Here is a 17,787-nt window from a genome sequence, read left to right as displayed (position 1 = left end):
CGATCAGGCAGCTGGTTAGTCAACCCGCTGAGGATATGGGAGGTATCTTCTCCTGCAGCCACGGCAGCCTCTTTTCGTCGTCGAATGCTGGCTTGATGTTTTCGTATTGTGGGAAAACAATTCTGTATTACGAGATTAGAAGCGGAGGCCCTAGGATTCAAATGTGACCACACCCGAGGTGAACTTGATGAGCATGCCCAAACAGACCCAGCGCGTCGCTGTAGTCACCGGAGCAGGTTCCGGCATTGGCCGGGCCGTGGCGCGCCTTCTCCTGGCCGACGGCTACGGCGTTGCCCTCGCCGGCAGGCGCGGGCCGCAGCTGGCCGAGACGGGGGACGGCCATCCCCATGCCCTACCGGTCACCTGCGACGTGACCCGGCCCGACGACGTCGAGCACCTCTTCGAGGCCACCCGCCAAAAGTGGGGGCGCGTGGACCTGCTGTTCAACAATGCAGGCGTTTTCGGTCCGGCGGCCAGCGTGGATGAGATCTCCCTGGCCGACTGGGACGCCACCGTGGCGGTGAACCTCACCGGCTCCATGCTGTGTGCCGCCGCGGCGGTCCGGGCCATGAAGGCCCAGGATCCGCAGGGCGGACGGATCATCAACAACGGCTCAATCTCCGCGCACTCGCCCCGGCCCCGTACCGTGGCCTACGCCGTCACCAAGCACGCCATGACGGGTCTGACCAAAAGCATCGAATTGGACGGCCGGGACTTCGGAATCACCTGCGGGCAGATCGATATCGGCAACACAGCCACTGACATCATGGACACTATCGGGGTTGGTGCGGGCGCGCTCCAGGCAGACGGCAGCCGCCGGGTGGAACCCACTTTTCCTGTAGAGGATGCGGCCCGTGCCGTGCTGATGATGGCGAACATGCCGCCCTCGGCAAGCGTGGGGTCCGTGGTGATCACCGCAGCCGGCATGCCGTTCATCGGCCGTGGCTAACCCGGCCGCGGCTGACCGGAAAGGACGCGTTCGGACAGGCCCGTCCTCTCAGGTCAGCCGACGTGAACCCACGGGCGGTTGGTGACCTCCGGTACGGCCTCACGGAGCACTTCGCGGGTTACGGGGGCGATTTCCCCTTCGCCAAGGAACAGGAACCTCAGGAGGTTGGTGACCGGGTTGCCCTCGGTCCAGCGGAAGTAGATGTGGGGCATCAGCCCTGTGACATCCCTGATGTGGAGCAGGACAGAGGCAATAGTGTTGGGGACCACCGGCCCGTGGACTTCGAGGATCCTGTAGCCATGGCGGACCACGCCTCGGACGTGGAGTTCGGTCTCGAAGTCGGAGGAGTCGTCAACGATGACCTCCAGGAACAGCGCCTCCTGCGCGAGGGGGAGGTGGCTGACTTCGATGGCTGAAGCCAGCTTGTCGCGGTAAGCCTCCTGGGATGTCCGGAGCGGCTCGTGGGCAATGATGGCGATGGGGCCTTCGAGGGTATCGGACATAAACTCCAATGCCTCCCGGTCCAGGTGCACGTGCGTGGCGTGAAGTTCAAAGGAGCGGCGGACCCGCGAGAGCAGGGAGATCACGATGATGCCCAGGATGAAGACTCCCGCGATGCGGATGCCTTCGGGCCGTTCAAAGATGTTGGCAACGGTGGTGTAGATAAAGACGACGGCAATGGCTCCGAAGCCAACGGTGCGTTTGTTCTGGTGGCGTCGACGGGCGGAGAGGGTGACGGCAACGGCCGCTGAAGTCATCAGCACCAGGACGCCGGTGGCATACGCACCGCCCTGGGCGTCGACGTCGGCCTCAAAGAGGAAGGTGATGAGGAACCCGACCAGGGTGAAAACGAGAACGAGGGGCCGGACTCCTTTGGCCCACCCTGGAGCCATGCCGTAGCGGGGAAGGTATCTGGGGACCAGGTTGAGCAGTCCTGCCATGGCGGAAGCGCCGGCGAACCAGAGGATGGCGATGGTGCTGGCGTCATAGATGCTGCCGAAGCCGACGCCGAGGTATTCGTGGGCGAGGTAGGCCAGGGCGCGCCCGTTTGCCTGCCCGCCGGGCTGGAATTCCGGCTCCGGGATCAGGACCACCGTGATGAAGCTGGTGGTGAGAAGGAATCCGCTCATGATCACAGCGGCGGTGGTGAGCATGCGCCGGGTTCCCCGGATGCGGCCCGCCGGGTTCTCTTCCGTGTCCTTTCCGTCGCCCCGCACTTGAGGCATCACGGCGACCCCGGTTTCGAATCCTGAGAGGCCAAGGGCAAGTTTGGGGAAGACGAGCAGGGCGATGGCGACGGCCATCAGCGGGTTGCCGTGGGAGGTCCAGAGGCTGGTCCACCAGTTGCCCATGGCCAGCGGGTGTGTGAAGACCTGGGCAAGCGTCACGGCCACCACGACGGCGTTGAGGGCGAGGTAGAGGGCAACAAGGGCGACGGCGACGCCGATTGCCTCCCTGAAGCCGCGCAGGAACACCGCGGCCAGCAGCGCCAGCAGGAAGAGTGTGACCGGGACGTTTTGGCCCTGCAGCCATTCCGGGGAGACGGGGTTCTGAATTAGGTGCGCAGTGGCGTCCGCCGCCGACAGGGTCATGGTAATCATGAAGTCGGTGGCGGCGAACCCGAGCAGGACCAGGACGAAGAGCTTGCCGCCCCAGCGGGGCAGGAGGCGTTCGAGCATGGCGATGGAGCCTTCTCCACGGTGGCTCTCACCGGCCACGCGCCGGTATACCGGCAGGGCGCCAAGGAGGGTCACGGCGACGAGCACCAGGGTCGCGATGGGTGAAATCACCCCGGCGGCGAGGGCTGCGATGGCCGGCTGGTAGCCAAGGGTGGAGAAGTAGTCCACACCGGTGAGGCACATGACCTGCCACCATGGATGCTTTTTCTCATGGGCTCCCGATGTCCCGCCTGGGCCGGGATGCGTGCCTTTGCTGTCCTGAAGTCCGAACAGGAGCCAGTTCCTCAATGCTGCGGCACCCCGCGGCCTGGGGGCGGAGGGATCGGCCGGAGGCCTGCTCAACGTGGTCATGCATTCCTTTCAGCGCTGCGCAGTGCACCGCCTTCAGGGCCGAAGCTAGCACCGGTGGAAATCGGTGACCCGGAAAGGGCCGTTTTCTTGACGAATCCTTGACGCCCTTCGCTTGGAAGCAGGCAGTTCTGTCGTTTCAAGGCCCTTGACCAGCCGCTATTCAGCGATACTATGTACTGGTAGTCATCATCACTAAGTAGTCCAAGGGAGGGTTCCATGGGCAAGCAAGTGACCGAGATGCTCAAGGGGACGCTGGAGGGCATAGTCCTCGCGATCCTCGGCGGACAGCCGGCATACGGCTACGAGATCACGGCGCGGCTGCGCGACCAGGGCTTCACCGACATCGCCGAAGGCACCATCTACGCGCTGCTGGTCAGGATCGAGCAGCGCGGCCTGGTCGACGTCGAAAAGGTCCCGTCAGAGAAGGGGCCGCCGCGCAAGGTCTACTCGCTGAACGCACTGGGCAGCGGATACCTCGAAGAGTTCTGGAAGACGTGGAGCTTCCTGGCAGAACGGATCGAACACCTCCACATCGGGCACCCGCAGGAAAAAGGAGAGAAGTAGCCATGGCCGCAAAATGGATCGAAGCACTCACCGGCTCACTTGAGCAGAAGAAGCAGTTCAAGCAGTACAAGGCCCGCGTGGAGGCGCTCCCCGAGCCGCACCGTGCCGCCGCAAAAGCATTCGAACGGTACTTCATGTACTACGGCGGAGTGACCGACGGCGACACGCTGGTCAGGATGTTCGGCGACTTTGCCGACCTGTGGGAACGCGCCGCCGTCGACGGGACGCCGGTGGCGGACATCGTGGGTGATGACCCGGTGGAGTTCGCCGAGACGTTCACCCAGGCGTATGGCGGCACGCGCTGGATCGACAAGGAGCGGGCCCGCCTCACGAAGGCCATCGACGCCGCCGCCGGCCGCAGTGCAAAGGAGATAGAGCATGACCATTGACCAGGCCCTCGAACCCGCGATCCGGGTTCTGGGCATCGAAAAGTCGTTCAAGGACCTGCAGGTGCTGCGGGGCGTTGACTTTGATGTGCAGCGGGGGAGCATCTTCGCGCTGCTCGGTTCAAACGGTGCCGGCAAAACCACCCTGGTGCGGATCCTGTCCACCCTGATCAAAGCCGACTCGGGAACCGCCACCGTAAATGGGTTCGACGTTGCCGAAAGCCCAGGCGATGTGCGTGAGTCGATCAGCCTCACCGGCCAGTTCGCCGCAGTCGATGAAGTGCTCACCGGCCGCGAAAACCTCATCCTGATCGCCCGCTTGCGCCACCTGAAGAACCCGGCCGGCATCGCCGACGACCTGCTGGCCCGCTTCTCCCTCACCGACGCCGGGCCCCGCAAGGCATCGACCTACTCGGGCGGCATGCGCCGCCGGCTCGATATTGCGATGAGCCTGATCGGCAACCCGCCGGTCATCTTCCTCGACGAACCCACCACCGGGCTGGACCCCCAGGCGCGCATCGAGGTGTGGCAGACCGTGAAACAACTCGCCCACAGCGGCACCACGGTGCTGCTCACCACCCAGTACCTGGACGAGGCGGAACAGCTTGCCGACCAGATCGCGATCCTGCACCAGGGCACGATCGTCCAGCACGGTACCCTCGCTGAACTCAAGCGGCTCCTCCCGCCCGCAAAAGTGGAATACGTCGAGAAGCAGCCGTCCCTTGAGGACGTCTTCCTCGCCCTCACCGGTGAGGGCGGTCCCTCCGGCACCAACCCTGCCGACAGCCCGGTCCCAGCAGGAAAGGAACCCCAATGACCAGCCACGTCCTGGGCGACACCAGAGTTCTCACCAGCCGCTCCCTGCGCCACATCCTGCGCAGCCCCGACACGATCATCACCACCGCTGTCACTCCGGTCGCGCTCATGCTGCTGTTCGTGTACGTGTTCGGCGGCGCCATCAATACGGGCACCGGCGGATCGTACGTCAATTACATGCTGCCCGGCATCCTGCTCATCACCATCGCGTCGGGTGTCGCCTACACGGCCTACCGCTTGTTCCTGGACCTGCAGGGCGGCATCTTTGAACGCTTCCAGTCCATGCCGATTGCAAGATCGAGTGTGCTCTGGGCGCATGTGCTCACCTCGCTGGCAGCGAATCTGGTGTCAGTGGCCGTGGTGGTGGGCGTCGCGCTGCTCATGGGGTTCCGTACGGGAGCATCACCGGCCGCCTGGCTGGCGGCAACCGGCATCCTGGTCCTGTTCACCCTGGCGCTGACCTGGATCGCCGTGATCGCCGGGCTCTCCGCGAAAAGCGTCGATGGTGCCAGTGCCTTCAGCTACCCGTTGATCTTCCTGCCGTTCATCAGCTCCGCGTTCGTGCCCACCGGATCGATGCCCGGTCCAGTGGCCTGGTTCGCCCAGAACCAACCCGTGACCTCCATCGTGAACACCATCCGGGCCCTGTTCGCCCAGGAACCGGTGGGTACGGACATCTGGATCACCCTGGCGTGGCTGGTGGGCATACTCGCCATCGCCTACGCGTTCGCGGTCTCCATCTACCGCCGCAAAATCAGCTAGGAAAGTGCTACAGCGGCAGGAGGGTTGAGAGGTCGGCACGCAGGCCTGAAGCGGCCACCTTGCCGGCCGCGACTGCCTCCGCCCAGCCCATCAGGCCGGTCGCCATCGCAAGCCAGGTGGCGGCGTCGCACTCGATCACGTTGGGCGGCGTTCCGCGGGTATGGCGGGGCCCTTCCACGCACTGCGTGACGCCGAAAGGCGGCACGCGCACTTCCACTGAATTTCCCGGCGCCCGCGCCGTGACTTCCTCCAGTGTGTACCGTACTGCGGTGGCCAGCACGGCGCGCGGAACCGGAGGAACGTCCGACGACAGCCCGGCAGCTTTCCGCCACGCCTCCACCGCGGCGGCGCCTTCTTGAACGTCAATACGACGGCGGGCTACAGGCATGTTTCAAGTCTTCCTTCAATCAGTGGTTCGAGTGACTCAGTCCAGGAGGGCTGAGACGGCCGGGCCCAGCCGGATCTTTCCGACGGGCCGGCCGCCGCCCAGCACCGGCTCAACCACCTTTTCCAGCACACTGGCTACGCCGGGAATCTCCACGGCCCCGGAGGCGGCCAGCAAGGTCAGCGCCACCAGGGAGGTTGCCCGCAGGTTCCCGTCCAGGATCTTGACAGCGACGGAAACGCCCTGGGGCGTGGCCATGGCCAGGACACCTTCGGCCCCGATTTTGGCAATGATTTCCAGCTCGTCCATCACAATGGTGTTGGCCTCGCCGCGGCCCTGCACCGCCCACGGGTAGTCCAGCATGGACGTTGCGATGGTGGCGGCCCGGGCGTTGAAGCTCTGGTCTCCCGGCGCCTTGGCCAGTTGCGAGAAGCCCCGCGCCAGGCCCTTGAGCGAAACAGCCGCCACGGGCGCGCCGCACCCGTCGATTCCCAGGTGGGCGATCTTTTCGCCCGTGTACTCCTCGATGACGCTGCGCACCTGCTGCTGCAGCGGATGGTTGGGCTCCAGGTAGCTGTGTGTGTCCCAGCCGTTTTCCGTGCAGGCCCACAGGAATGCGGCGTGCTTCCCGGAGCAGTTGAAGGCCAGCTTCGACCTGCCGCGGTCAGACCGGACCAGCCAGTTCCGGGCTGTTTCATCCTGCGGCCACGCTTCCGGGCATTGGAGCTGGTCCTCCCGGACGCCGGCCGCCTTGAGCATTCCGGACACCACGTCCATGTGGTCCAGGGAGCCCACGTGGCTCGCGCAGGCCAGCGCCACCTGGGCACCGCGGAGCGGCACGCCGGCCTGCATCGACGCCAGCGCCTGGAACGGCTTCAGGGCAGACCGGGCGTAGATGGGGGTGTTGATGTCGCCCAGTTCAGTGACTACGGAGCCGTCGGCGGCCAGGAGCACGGCGGAGCCGATGTGCCGGGATTCCACAAAGCCGCTGCGCTCAATCACGGCCAGTTCGACGGCGGAGTCCACGGTAAAGGTGGCATGCGGGTTATGCGGCATGCTGCCAGTCTAGGGGCCATCGTTCCGGATGCCCGGCTACTCCACGGTGACCATCACGGACTGCCAGCCCGAGGCGCCGTCGGGAACCGGATCGGCGCGCTGCTCCGTCTGCACCTCGCCCGTACCGTCCGTGGCGCGGACTTTGAGGTAGTGCGGGCCGGGCGTGGCGTCCCATTCATAGGACCATTGGCGCCAGGTGGCCAGGGACGCCTCAGCGGAGAGGGCCACCTCCACCCAGTCCTCGTTGTCGATCTTGAGTTCCACCTTGGTGATGCCCCGGGTCTGCGCCCACGCGGTGCCGCCCACGGCCACCTTACCGGCGCGCACCTTGGCAAACGATTTGGGGACGTCCACCCGCGCCATGGTCTTGATCGGCCCGCGCTCGGACCAGCCGCGCTCCGTCCAGTAGGCCTTGCTGTCCGCGAACCTGGTCACCTCCAGGTCCACCACCCACTTTGTGGCCGAGACGAATCCGTACAGGCCCGGAACCACCATCCGCACCGGGTAGCCGTGCTCAAGGGGCAGCGGCTCGCCGTTCATTCCGATGGCCAGGATGGCATCGCGCCCGTCCTGCAGGACCTCCAGCGGCGTGGAAGCGCTGAAACCGTCAATGGACGTGGAAAGGACCATGTCCGCCCCGTCCTTGGGCCGCGCCCGCTTCAGCACCTCACGGATGGGCAGGCCCAGCCATTTCGCGTTGCCGGCGAGGTTGCCGCCCACTGGATTGGAAACGCAGGTGAGGGTTACGTGCGATTCGATCAGGTCGGCGTCGAGCAGGTCCTGGAAGGTGAGCCGGACTTCTTCCTCCACCAGTCCGTGCACCCGAAGCTCCCAGTCATCTGCATTGATTTCCGGGACGCTGAGGGCAGTGTCGATGCGGTAGAACTCGCCGTTGGGCGTCAGCCAGGGCGGGACACCGGCCACCGGGGACTGGACGCCCGCAGGAACGGTTGCAGCTGCCTGGACCGCGGCGGGCAGCTGCAGGGCTTCCCGTGCCTTGGCGATGTTGCTCCGGGCCGCACCCACGAGGCGGCCGCCCGTTGCGGCTATGCCGGCTGCGGCCGCGGTAATTCCGGCAGCGGCGAAAAAAAGACGGCGGCTGGCCCCGGAGTGCCTTGGGTCGCCGTCGGCCACATTCGCCGGTGCCTCGGGCCAGGCTTTCAGTCCCCGCAACGGGGCTATGAGGGCGCGCAGCACCAGCAGGCCTGCGAGGGTTCCCAGCACCGACGGTATGGCATCGGCCGGCCCCACGCCTGCCCGGGTGACCACGCTGGCCACGATCACCGCACCCATAAAGAGGACTCCCAGCACCCCCAGCGCCCACCGCCGGTAGGCCACCACACCCAGCACGCACGCCAGCACGGCGATGGTCAGGCCCATGCCCACAAAAAGTGCGGCCTTGTCGTTGGTGCCGAACGTGGCGATCGCGAAGTCCTTCATCCAGGACGGCGTGAAATCGATGAACGTGGACCCCAGGGCAAACACGGGCGTGGCGCGGGCCGTAAAAAATGCTCCCGCCAGCTCGGCCACGGCGAGGACGACGGCGGCAGCCACCACGCCTGCCAGCGCGGCCAGGGCAGTGGGACTTTTGAGCCAGTTCAGGAGCTTTTTCATAACACTGCTTCGTAGCGGACCGCCCCGGGGATTGTTTTGCCGCGGCTGACACAGCTTAGGAGCGGGCTGGGTGCACAAAGTACCCTTGGAGACTGTGAAGGTACTCGTCATCGGCCCCGGAGGCCGCGAACACGCCATTGTCCGCTCCCTGCTCGCCGACCCCAACGTGTCCGAGGTCCATGCAGCGCCCGGCAATGCGGGCATCAGCAAGCTGGTCCCCACCTACGGGATCAACGGCAACGATCCCGACGCCGTAGCCGCCCTGGCCACCAGGCTCGCCGTGGACCTGGTGGTGGTGGGGCCGGAGGCGCCGCTCGCAGCAGGCGTTTCCGATGCGGTCCGCAATGCCGGGATCCCGGTGTTCGGCCCCAGCAAGGCCGCCGCCCAGCTCGAGGCTTCCAAGGCCTTCGCCAAAGAGATCATGGCCGAAGCCGGCGTTCCCACGGCCATGGCCATGGTGGCTGCCAACGCCGAGGAAGCCGCGTCAGCCCTGGACACCTTCGGCGCCCCCTACGTGGTGAAGGACGACGGCCTGGCCGCGGGCAAAGGCGTAGTGGTCACGAGGAACCGCGACGAAGCCTTGGCCCACGCGGAGTCGTGCTTCGATGCCGGCGGCTCCGTGGTGATCGAAGAGTTCCTCGACGGCCCGGAAGTTTCCCTCTTTGTCCTCTGCGACGGCCAGAACACGGTCCCGCTTTCACCTGCCCAGGACTTCAAGCGGATCTTCGACAACGACGAAGGGCCCAACACCGGCGGCATGGGCGCCTACACCCCGCTGGAGTGGGCCCCCGAAGGCCTCGTCCAGGAGGTCATTGAGCGGGTCGCCCAGCCGACTGTCAACGAAATGGCCCGCCGCGGCACGCCTTTTGTAGGCGTACTGTTCGTCGGCCTGGCCCTCACGTCGCGCGGCACCCGCGTCATCGAATTCAACGTCCGTTTCGGTGACCCGGAAACCCAGGCCGTGCTGGCCCGGCTCAAGACCCCCCTCGGCGCCCTCCTCCTGGCAGCTGCCAAGGGCGAACTGGACAAGGCAGAAGAGCTGCGCTGGTCGAAGGAAACTGCTGTCGCCGTCGTCGTCGCTTCCGAAAACTACCCCGGCACGCCCCGCACCGGTGACCGCATCCGCGGCCTGAAGAAGGTGGAGGAACTCGAAGGCGTGCACGTGATCCACGCCGGGACCTCCTTTGATGAGGAGGGCAAGGTGATCTCCGCGGGCGGGCGCGTCCTGGCCGTTGTGGCACTGGGCAGCGACCTGGTGGAGGCGCGCGAAAAGGCGTACGACGGCGTGGAGCTGGTTCAGCTGGAAGGCTCGCAGTTCCGCACGGACATCGGCCGCAAGGCCGCCCGGGGCGAGATCAGGGTATCGGCCGGCGCCACCGGATCCCTGCCCATTACCAACGCGAAGGCATAGCATGAGCGAAACTCCCGCAGCACGCGGCTTCAGCACCACCACCCTGGACCTGCCGGGCTGGAAGCACGTCTACTCCGGCAAGGTGCGCGACCTTTACGAGCCGGCTGACGATTCCATCGTCGAACGCATAGGCCAGGAGTGCGTCCTGGTGGTGGCCAGCGACCGTATCAGCGCCTTTGACCACGTCCTGTCCAGCGAAATCCCGGACAAGGGGCGCATCCTCACCCAGCTGAGCCTGTGGTGGTTCGACCAGCTGGACGTGGAGCACCACGTGCTGGCCTCCACCGTGGAGGACGGGGTCCCGGCGGCGGTGGAAGGCCGGGCCATGATCTGCAAGAAGCTGGACATGTTCCCGGTGGAGTGCATCGCCCGCGGCTACCTCACCGGCTCGGGCCTGCTGGAATACCGCGCCTCCGGAACCGTGTGCAGCATCCCGCTGCCGGAGGGCCTGGTGGACGGGTCACGGCTGGAGCACGCCATCTTTACGCCGTCGGCCAAGGCAGCCGTGGGCGAGCACGACGAGAACATCACCTATGACGCCGTGGTGGCCATGGTGGGTGACGACATAGCAGGCCGGTTGAGCGAGCTCACGTTGCAGATCTACACCAAGGCGGAGGCCGTGGCGCGGGAGCAAGGGATCATCCTCGCCGATACCAAGGTGGAGTTCGGCTACGACGCCGTCTCCGGTTCGATCACCCTGGGTGATGAAGTGCTGACGCCGGACTCCTCGCGGTTCTGGGATGCCTCCACCTACCAGCCGGGGCAGGCGCAGCCGTCTTACGACAAGCAGTACGTCCGGGACTGGCTTACATCGGCCGAATCGGGCTGGGACAGGTCTTCGGACACGCCTCCGCCGGCGCTGCCTGCTGACGTGGTAGACCGGACCCGGAGCCGTTATGTTGAGGCGTACGAGAAGCTGACCGGGAAAAGCTTCGCCTGACGCGTCCTCACTTGCTCGGAGCCCCAGCGGCTCCGGGCGAGCGGGTGCAGCTTAGCTGGCTTTGGCGGCAGCCGCGGCCCGCTGCTGGGCCAGCCGGATTTCCAGGACCGCGTCCAATGCCTGCTGGACACGGTCCGCTGCTCCTGCGGCGCTGAACGCCTTCTGGGCTTCCTCGAGGCGGACCAGTGCCTCGTCCGCTTCGCCGGCGGCCTTCAGGGACTTGCCCAGGAGCAGTGAAACCTCTCCGGCCGTGTGCTTGGCGAGGGCGTCGCGCTCAGCGTGGATTTCCCTCAGCTTTTCGACGGCGGCAACAATGTCCCCGGTCAGGTACAGCCAGCGGGCGCGGATGAAGGCGACCTCCAGTTCGTCGCTCTTGGTTCCTCCCACGATGGAGAAGGCGAGCTCTGCCCGTTCGATGGAGGACAGGGTTTCGGGTTCGACAATTCCCGACGACAGCCGCACCGCGGCGGAGGCCTTGTTGAACCGCGCCCAGAGCTCGATGTCATTGGCGGGGGAGAGGAGCTTCGCGGCCCGCTCGTGGTGCTTGACCCCTTCGGCGTAGTCATGCCGCATAAACGCGACGTTGCCAATGACCCAGGCCACCTCCCCGGCCAGTTGCGACATCGCGTGTTCGTCCACCTGTTCGTAGAGCGCCATGCAGTACTTCCAGGCTTCGTCCAGCCGACCGCTTTCGGCCAGCGCGCCGATGAGGATCCGGTGGGCGCCGATGAGCACTGTCGAATTCCTCGGCAGCCTGGCCGAGAGCTCCACAGCTTCAAGCCCGTGCTGGACTGCCACCGCCAGTTGCCCCTGCCCGTGGCAGACGGCCGCCAGCATTTGCCGCGCCCGCACACCCAGGCCCACTGATTCGGTGGCCATGGGGTGCTCGAGGAGCCGCTCGATGATCTTTTGGCATTCGCGCAGTTCGCCTTGCTTCATCAGGCACTCGGCCTGCATGTAGGTCATGTTCCACCAGGCGCTGGTGTTTTTGCCCTCGAGGGCAATCTGGGCTGCCGTGGCGGCGTGGCTGGCCGCCAAAGGGTAGTCACGCAGGTCCCAGGCCTGGCGGGCATAAAGGCCGGCCAGGACGTACTCGGCATCGCTGACGGTAATTGGCTGGCTCCAGGCTTCGAGGGCCTTGGGCGCCAATTCAAGGCGCCGCGCCAGTTCCTCGATGACCTCGGCCGTCGGTTCCCTCCGGCCGGTCTCGAGCAATGAAATGTAGCTGGGTGAATACAGGTCCTTGCCCAGTTCGGCCTGTGTCAATCCCCGTTCGAGCCGCTCCGCCCGGAGCTTCTCCCCGAATCCGTTGCCCACGGGATTTCCTCCTCTTCCGGACAGTCAGTTTGACGAATGCTTGACAGTCCCTGTGGAAAACATTTTACAATGGGTGTCAACAAGGACAGTGCTGGCTTTGTAACGAATCCGACTCGTATTGAGGAACATATCTATGTTGAAGAAAATTGCTGCCGCCGCCGTGCTGGCGGGGGCCTTGGCATTTTCCGCAGCGGCTCCGGCCGTACTGTCTGCGGGTTCACTGGCTGACAACTCCGGTACTTCCGTAGCCATTGGGAACTGGCCTGATCCGGCTTCCCAGAAGGTCAAGAAGGACAAGAGCACCGACACCCAAGTCACCACCTATATCGGTAACTGGCCTGATCCCGCGTAACTAGCTTCCTCACCACAGGAGGCGAGGGAGGCCCCGGAGCGACTGCTCCGGGGCCTTTCCCTTTACCGGAAAGTTACCGTTCGGCCAGGGTTCTGCCGGAGGTCACGGAACACAAAAGAGGGCCTCCCGTGGGAGACCCTCTTTCATTGTGGTCGGGATGACAGGATTTGAACCTGCGACCTCTTCGTCCCGAACGAAGCGCGCTACCAAGCTGCGCTACATCCCGATCCGCTGCAAAAGCAACTTTACAAGAATAGCCGATGCGGGGTCCCGATGCGAAATCCTGCGCGGTGACTCATGAAAGATGCCCGCGGCGCGGTATATCCCGGTCAGACCAGCGAGTCCTTCCACGCACCGTGCAGGTCGGCAAAACGTCCGCCGCCGCCAATCAGCTCCGCGGGTGATCCGTCCTCGACGATCCGGCCGTCGTGCACCACCAGCACCCGGTCCGCGGTTTCCACCGTGGACAAGCGGTGCGCAATGATCAGGGCGGTCCTCCTGGCGGCGTCCGTGCCCGCCAGCAGCCGGGCCAGTCCGTTCTGCACGAGCCTTTCGGAGGGGATGTCCAGGGAGGAGGTGGCCTCGTCCAGGATCAGCACTGCCGGGCGGGCCAGGAACGCCCGGGCGAAGCTGATCAGCTGGCGCTGCCCGGATGAGACCCGGCCGCCGCGCTTGTTGACATCAGTGTCATATCCCTCGGGCAGGTCCGAGATGAAGTCATGTGCACCTACAGCCTTCGCTGCTTCCTCAATCTCGGCCCGGGATGCCTCCGGCCGGCCCAGGGCAATGTTGTCAGCCACGGACCCGCTGAACAGGAAGGCCTCCTGGGTGACCATCACGATGTTCCGCCTCAGGTCCGTGGTGCTGAGGTTGCGCAGGTCCACGTCGTCCAGGGTCAGGGAGCCGGAGGAGACGTCGTAGAAGCGGGCGATCAGTTTTGCGAGGGTTGATTTCCCGGCCCCCGTCTGGCCCACCAGGGCTACCGTTTGCCCCGCCGGAATGTGCAGGTTCAGCCGGGGCACGATGAGCGGCCCGTCGCCGTAGCGGAACTCGACGTCCTTGAAATCTATGGCGCCCCTGGCGTTCTGCAGGGCTACCGGGTTCCTGGGCGGGCGGACGGTGGGCACTTCCTCGAGGAGCCCGGATACTTTCTCCAATGCTGCCTGGGCACTCTGAAAGGAGTTGTAGAACATCGCCATCTGGTCCACCGGCTGGAAGAACCGTTTGGTCGACAGGATGAGGGCCAGCAGCACACCCACAGCAAGGTCGCCGGTGAGGACGCGGAAACCACCGAACAACAGGACCACTGCCACGCACACGTTCCCGATCAGCACCAGCCCCGGCTGGAAGATGCCGTTGAGGTTGATGGAACGGACAGTAACCAGCCGATACTCTTCGGCGAGCTGGCCGTAGCGGTCAGCGTTCTCCTGCTCCTTGCGGAAGGCCTTCACCGCGCGGATGCCGGTCATGGTCTCCACGAAGTGCACGATCAGCCGCGCAGACACCACCCGGGATTCGCGGAAAGCGATCTGCGAGTGTTTCTGGTACCAGCGGGCCAGGAAAAACATGGGAACACCTGCGGCCAGCACCAGCAGGCCGCTGCGCCAGTCCAGGGCGAATACGGTGACGGCGGTAAAAATCATGAACAACATGCCGGACGCCAGCGAGCTGACGCCGGAGTCCAGGAGTTCGCGGAGTGCCTCCAGGTCCGAGGTCTGCCGGGCAATGATCCGTCCGGACGTGTATTTTTCGTGGAACTCCAGGCTCAGCCGCTGCGTATGCCGGAACACCCGCAGGCGCAGGTCCAGGAGCATGGCCTGGCTGAGTTTCGCCGTGGAGGTCACATACAGGGCGGTGAGTCCTGCCGTCGCGATCGCTGCGAGCAGATAGGCGACGCCGGTGAACACCAGGGGGAGGTTGTCTCCGGCCTGCAGGGCGGGCAGTGCGTGGTCGATGCCGAAGGCGATCAGCGCGGGACCGGCCACCCGGGCAGCCTGCGACAGGACCACCATGGCAATCGTGAGCCAGAACCGCAGCCGCACCGGCCGGATCAGGGAGCGCAGCAAAGCCAGCGACCGGCGTCGTACTGCCCGGCTCTCGCTTTTGCTCAGGTGGGCATTGTCCTCGTTGGCCGTGCCGAAGGTTGCGGTGCTCATCGGGTCACTTCCTCTGCCTGGTCTTCAAGGGCGGACAGCTCTGAGTCCAGGTCGCGGGGTTCCTGGTCGAGGCTGGCGATGACATAGCGGTAATGGTGGTTGACGGCCAGCAGTTCGGTGTGGGTGCCGACGGCGGTGATACGGCCGTCCTCGAGCAGCGCCACCCGGTCCGCGAGCGCAACGGTGGACGGGCGGTGGGCCACGATCAGCGTGGTGGTGTCCTTCAGCACGGCCCGGAGCCGCGTTTCCACCAGTTCCTCGGTATGGACGTCCAGCGCGGACAGTGGATCGTCCAGGACCAGCACGCGGGGGCGCGCGGCGATGGCGCGTGCCAGGGCGATCCGCTGCCGCTGCCCGCCGGAAAGGCTGAGGCCTTCCTCTCCGATGAGGGTGTCCACCCCCTCCGGCAGGGAATACGCGAAGTGCGCCTGGGCCACGTCCAGGGCTTCGTCGAGGACGGCATCGTTGCGGACGGGGGCGCCGAGCAGGACGTTGTCCCGGACGGAGTTGGAGAACAGGGTGGTGTCCTCGAAGGCCACTGCAACAATCCGCCGGAGCTCTTCCACGTCGAAGTCCCGCAAGTCCACGCCGTCGATGGTGATGGCGCCGCCGGTGACGTCGAACAGGCGCGGAACCAGTTGGATCAGGGCGCTCTTGCCGCTGCCGGTGATGCCCACCAGGGCCATGGTCTCGCCGGGGCGGACGTCCAGGTTGATCTCTTTGAGGATCGGTTTGTCCGGTGCGTCCTCGAAGGCGAACGTGGCATTGGAGAAACGGAGGGCACCGGCCAGCTGGCCGGGCCGGCGCGGCTCCGGGGGACTGGTGATGGTGTTCGGTGTATCCATCACTTCGAAGTGGCGGTCGACGGCGGTCTTGGCCGTGAGTGCCATGGCCAGCAGCATGCCGGAAAATTCCACGGGCGAGGCCATCACCGCGGCGGTGGCAAAAAACGCCACCAGCGAGCCGATGCTGAGCTGGCCGCCGGCGCACAGCATCACACCCACCACCAGGCCGGCCCCGAGGGCGAGCTCGGGAAGCAGCGTGACCACCATGGTGAACGTTGCCTGGTGGCGTGCTTTTTCGATCTCCGTCTGGCGCAGTTCCTCGGCTTGTTCGTTGAAGTTCTCCAGCGCCTCCCGGCTGCGGCCGAACGCCTTGAGCACACGGATGCCGTGGACGGATTCCTCAACGGTGGTGGCGAGGTCTCCGGCCTGGTCCTGGCTGCGGCGGGCCACGCGGCTGAAGCGGGTCCGGAACCGGAAGCTGCAGGCCATGATGGGCACGGCGGCGGCCAGGAAGATGAGGGCCAGTTGCCAGCTCATCACAAACATCGCCGTGATGCCGATGATCACGGTGAGGGTGGTGACCACCAGCATGATGGCTCCAAACGCCATCCAGCGGCGCAGGAAGTTCAGGTCCGTCATGGCCCGGGACAACAGCTGGCCGGAACCCCATCGGTCGTGGAAGGAAACGGTCAGGTCCTGCAGGTGGTGGTACAGCGAAATCCGCATGTTGGTTTCCACGGACGTGGCGGGGTTGATGACGAACTGCCGGCGGAGGGCCACCAGGCCCGCCTCGGCCACGCCCAGGACCAGGATGAGGCCGGCCGAAATCCACACCGCTTCCGTTGAGCCGCCTGGCTTCAATGATTCGTTGACCAGCACCCGGAGGACCTGCGGGATGGCGAGGGCAACAACGCTGGCCATCAGCGCGCAGAGAAGTCCCAGCAAAAGCCGGGGGATGATCGGCCGGACATGGGGGTAAAGGCGACGGATGGAACGAAAAAAAGGAGTTTGCTTGGCCATGCCCGCTTCTCAAGCTCTAAAACGAATGTAGTTTCCCGTAGCAACTACCCTATGCCATGGCGTGAGACGATTCACAGGCTTCAGGCGCCGGCTTTGAAGCTTCGCCAGTTATTGCGTGCTGCAATGCAGTCCCTGGCCGGTTCCACCGATGAGCTATCAGGTTTGGTCCCCAAAAGCGCTGGATGGGAACCAAACCTGATAGCTCAACGGGGTCAGTTGGGCGGGGTGAGCCTCAGCAGGACCGCTTCGGGCCTGCAGGCGATGCGGACGGGGGCGAAGCGTGAGGTGCCAATGCCGCCCGAGACGTTTACCGGCGTCGTACTTCCGTTGCTCTGCCAGTCATTCAGGCCCTTGGCGCGCCAGGTGGGGAGGTCGCAGTTGGATACCAGGGCACCGTACCCGGGTATGCACAGCTGGCCGCCATGAGTGTGCCCGGCGAGCAGGAGGTCCGCGCCGTCCTCGGTGAAGTGGTCCAGCACGCGCTGGTAGGGGGCGTGGATGACGGCGACGCGCAGGTGCGGAACCGCGTTCTGGTTGACCGTGCCGCGCGGCCAGCCGGCATACCGTTCCCGGTTCAGGTGGGGATCGTCCACACCGGAGAAATCGAACCGCATCCCCTTCAGGACCACTGACTGGTGCCGGTTGGTCAGGTCGATCCAGCCGCCCATGCCGAAGCCGGAACGCAGGCGGGGCCAGTCCAGCTGGGCCGGCTTAGGCTTCACCTTGGACGGGCCGAGCAGGTAGGACGCCGGGTTTTTCAAGCTCGGGGCAAAGTAGTCGTTGGAGCCGGGGACAAACACGCCGGGGAACTCCAAAAGGGGGCGCAGCGCCTTCAGCAGCGGGTCCACTGCCTCGGCATGGCTGAGGTTGTCTCCGGTATTGACCACCAGGTCCGGTTCAAGGCCGGCAAGGGACTCCAGCCAGGCTGCCTTCTTGTCCTGGCCCGGCACAAAGTGGATGTCGCTCAGATGCAGGACGCGGAACGGCGCCTGCCCGGGCGGGAGGATGTCCAGCGTCTCTTCGCGCAGGACAAACTGGTTCTTCTCCCACAGGCCGTACCCGAAGGCGGCCAGCCCGGCCGTTGCCCCGGCTCCTGCGGTGACGGCAAAGCCGCGCCCGATGGTCCGGGCGCGGCTTGCCAAAGCACTGGTTGAGATCATCGGCGGCTAGCCGTTCCCGTTCCCATTGCCGTTTCCGTTGCCATTGTTGCTCGGCTGCGGGGCAGGCTGGGTGGGGGCGGGAGC

General features: G+C 65.4%; 16 protein-coding genes and 1 tRNA gene. 8 read left to right on the top strand and 9 right to left on the bottom strand.

The window, feature by feature from the left end:
* The first annotated feature begins 187 nt into the window (after positions 1-187).
* A complete protein-coding gene (locus FNL14_RS19295) occupies positions 188-949 on the top strand; it encodes an SDR family oxidoreductase (protein WP_142063362.1) in 762 nt (253 codons plus the stop codon).
* A gap of 53 nt (positions 950-1,002) precedes the next feature.
* Here FNL14_RS19295 and FNL14_RS19290 read toward each other — a convergent pair whose 3' ends face one another.
* Complete coding sequence (locus FNL14_RS19290) at positions 1,003-2,979, bottom strand: amino acid transporter (RefSeq protein WP_142063359.1); 1,977 nt, start codon at positions 2,977-2,979, stop codon at positions 1,003-1,005.
* Between the two features lie 216 nt (positions 2,980-3,195).
* On the opposite strand from FNL14_RS19290, the gene FNL14_RS19285 reads away from it, so the two are divergent.
* From FNL14_RS19285 to FNL14_RS19270, 4 genes are read left to right on the top strand one after another with little or no spacing between them, the layout of a single operon-like run.
* Entirely contained in the window at positions 3,196-3,543 is a 348-nt protein-coding gene (locus tag FNL14_RS19285; protein ID WP_142063356.1) for a PadR family transcriptional regulator, read from the top strand.
* A gap of 2 nt (positions 3,544-3,545) precedes the next feature.
* Complete coding sequence (locus tag FNL14_RS19280; RefSeq protein ID WP_142063353.1) at positions 3,546-3,932, top strand: DUF1048 domain-containing protein; 387 nt, start codon at positions 3,546-3,548, stop codon at positions 3,930-3,932.
* A complete protein-coding gene (locus FNL14_RS19275) occupies positions 3,922-4,746 on the top strand; it encodes an ABC transporter ATP-binding protein (protein WP_142063350.1) in 825 nt (274 codons plus the stop codon). The genes FNL14_RS19280 and FNL14_RS19275 overlap by 11 nt, the downstream gene beginning before the upstream one ends.
* Entirely contained in the window at positions 4,743-5,507 is a 765-nt protein-coding gene (locus FNL14_RS19270; RefSeq protein WP_142063347.1) for an ABC transporter permease, read from the top strand. The genes FNL14_RS19275 and FNL14_RS19270 overlap by 4 nt, the downstream gene beginning before the upstream one ends.
* 7 nt (positions 5,508-5,514) lie before the next feature.
* Here FNL14_RS19270 and FNL14_RS19265 read toward each other — a convergent pair whose 3' ends face one another.
* Genes FNL14_RS19265 through FNL14_RS19255 form a run of 3 tightly spaced genes read right to left on the bottom strand, consistent with a single transcriptional unit; the run spans position 5,515 to position 8,562 of the window.
* Positions 5,515-5,895 carry a sterol carrier family protein gene (locus FNL14_RS19265; RefSeq protein ID WP_142063344.1) on the bottom strand — a complete coding sequence of 127 codons (381 nt, stop codon included), beginning with the start codon at positions 5,893-5,895 and terminating at the stop codon, positions 5,515-5,517.
* A gap of 36 nt (positions 5,896-5,931) precedes the next feature.
* A complete protein-coding gene (locus tag FNL14_RS19260; RefSeq protein ID WP_091422664.1) occupies positions 5,932-6,948 on the bottom strand; it encodes an asparaginase in 1,017 nt (338 codons plus the stop codon).
* Between the two features lie 36 nt (positions 6,949-6,984).
* Positions 6,985-8,562 (bottom strand): molybdopterin-dependent oxidoreductase, encoded by a 1,578-nt coding sequence (locus FNL14_RS19255; RefSeq protein WP_181762710.1) that lies wholly within the window; start codon positions 8,560-8,562, stop codon positions 6,985-6,987.
* 94 nt (positions 8,563-8,656) lie between these two features.
* On the opposite strand from FNL14_RS19255, the gene purD reads away from it, so the two are divergent.
* Both purD and FNL14_RS19245 read left to right on the top strand, forming a co-directional pair.
* A complete protein-coding gene (purD, locus tag FNL14_RS19250; RefSeq protein ID WP_142063337.1) occupies positions 8,657-9,973 on the top strand; it encodes a phosphoribosylamine--glycine ligase in 1,317 nt (438 codons plus the stop codon).
* Position 9,974: 1 nt separating this feature from the next.
* On the top strand, positions 9,975-10,913 hold the full coding sequence (locus FNL14_RS19245; RefSeq protein WP_142063334.1) for a phosphoribosylaminoimidazolesuccinocarboxamide synthase: 939 nt from the start codon (positions 9,975-9,977) through the stop codon (positions 10,911-10,913).
* 51 nt (positions 10,914-10,964) lie between these two features.
* On the opposite strand, the gene FNL14_RS19240 is transcribed toward FNL14_RS19245, so the two are convergent.
* Complete coding sequence (locus FNL14_RS19240) at positions 10,965-12,230, bottom strand: helix-turn-helix transcriptional regulator (RefSeq protein WP_091422657.1); 1,266 nt, start codon at positions 12,228-12,230, stop codon at positions 10,965-10,967.
* 133 nt (positions 12,231-12,363) lie between these two features.
* Between FNL14_RS19240 and FNL14_RS19235 the strand changes: the two genes are divergently transcribed.
* The gene (locus FNL14_RS19235) at positions 12,364-12,582 is read left to right on the top strand and encodes a hypothetical protein (RefSeq protein WP_091422654.1); all 219 of its coding nucleotides are present in this window, start codon (positions 12,364-12,366) and stop codon (positions 12,580-12,582) included.
* A gap of 149 nt (positions 12,583-12,731) precedes the next feature.
* Here the strand turns inward: FNL14_RS19235 and FNL14_RS19230 are convergent.
* From FNL14_RS19230 to FNL14_RS19215, 4 genes are all read right to left on the bottom strand, one after another.
* Positions 12,732-12,808 (bottom strand) — tRNA-Pro (locus FNL14_RS19230).
* Between the two features lie 103 nt (positions 12,809-12,911).
* The gene (locus FNL14_RS19225) at positions 12,912-14,738 is read right to left on the bottom strand and encodes an ABC transporter ATP-binding protein (protein WP_142063331.1); all 1,827 of its coding nucleotides are present in this window, start codon (positions 14,736-14,738) and stop codon (positions 12,912-12,914) included.
* Positions 14,735-16,543 (bottom strand): ABC transporter ATP-binding protein, encoded by a 1,809-nt coding sequence (locus tag FNL14_RS19220; protein WP_142063328.1) that lies wholly within the window; start codon positions 16,541-16,543, stop codon positions 14,735-14,737. The genes FNL14_RS19225 and FNL14_RS19220 overlap by 4 nt, the downstream gene beginning before the upstream one ends.
* Positions 16,544-16,755: 212 nt before the next feature.
* Entirely contained in the window at positions 16,756-17,703 is a 948-nt protein-coding gene (locus tag FNL14_RS19215) for a metallophosphoesterase (RefSeq protein WP_142063325.1), read from the bottom strand.
* Positions 17,704-17,787 lie beyond the last annotated feature (84 nt).

Source organism: Pseudarthrobacter sp. B4EP4b, from assembly GCF_006680095.1.
In the GTDB taxonomy this organism is placed as follows: domain Bacteria; phylum Actinomycetota; class Actinomycetes; order Actinomycetales; family Micrococcaceae; genus Arthrobacter.
The sequence above is the reverse complement of the archived record's forward strand: the minus strand, read 5'-3'. Positions and strand labels throughout refer to the sequence as shown.

What these genes read in the sequence shown, in the direction of transcription:
- FNL14_RS19285 (WP_142063356.1), top strand. Translation starts at nt 3,196, where the DNA reads ATGGGCAAGCAAGTGACCGAGATGCTCAAGGGGACGCTGGAGGGCATA.
- FNL14_RS19220 (WP_142063328.1), bottom strand. Translation starts at nt 16,543, where the DNA reads ATGGCCAAGCAAACTCCTTTTTTTCGTTCCATCCGTCGCCTTTACCCC.
- FNL14_RS19290 (WP_142063359.1), bottom strand. Translation starts at nt 2,979, where the DNA reads ATGACCACGTTGAGCAGGCCTCCGGCCGATCCCTCCGCCCCCAGGCCG.
- FNL14_RS19255 (WP_181762710.1), bottom strand. Translation starts at nt 8,562, where the DNA reads ATGAAAAAGCTCCTGAACTGGCTCAAAAGTCCCACTGCCCTGGCCGCG.
- FNL14_RS19260 (WP_091422664.1), bottom strand. Translation starts at nt 6,948, where the DNA reads ATGCCGCATAACCCGCATGCCACCTTTACCGTGGACTCCGCCGTCGAA.
- FNL14_RS19235 (WP_091422654.1), top strand. Translation starts at nt 12,364, where the DNA reads ATGTTGAAGAAAATTGCTGCCGCCGCCGTGCTGGCGGGGGCCTTGGCA.
- FNL14_RS19245 (WP_142063334.1), top strand. Translation starts at nt 9,975, where the DNA reads ATGAGCGAAACTCCCGCAGCACGCGGCTTCAGCACCACCACCCTGGAC.
- FNL14_RS19295 (WP_142063362.1), top strand. Translation starts at nt 188, where the DNA reads ATGAGCATGCCCAAACAGACCCAGCGCGTCGCTGTAGTCACCGGAGCA.
- FNL14_RS19270 (WP_142063347.1), top strand. Translation starts at nt 4,743, where the DNA reads ATGACCAGCCACGTCCTGGGCGACACCAGAGTTCTCACCAGCCGCTCC.
- FNL14_RS19275 (WP_142063350.1), top strand. Translation starts at nt 3,922, where the DNA reads ATGACCATTGACCAGGCCCTCGAACCCGCGATCCGGGTTCTGGGCATC.
- FNL14_RS19280 (WP_142063353.1), top strand. Translation starts at nt 3,546, where the DNA reads ATGGCCGCAAAATGGATCGAAGCACTCACCGGCTCACTTGAGCAGAAG.
- FNL14_RS19215 (WP_142063325.1), bottom strand. Translation starts at nt 17,703, where the DNA reads ATGATCTCAACCAGTGCTTTGGCAAGCCGCGCCCGGACCATCGGGCGC.
- FNL14_RS19225 (WP_142063331.1), bottom strand. Translation starts at nt 14,738, where the DNA reads ATGAGCACCGCAACCTTCGGCACGGCCAACGAGGACAATGCCCACCTG.
- FNL14_RS19265 (WP_142063344.1), bottom strand. Translation starts at nt 5,895, where the DNA reads ATGCCTGTAGCCCGCCGTCGTATTGACGTTCAAGAAGGCGCCGCCGCG.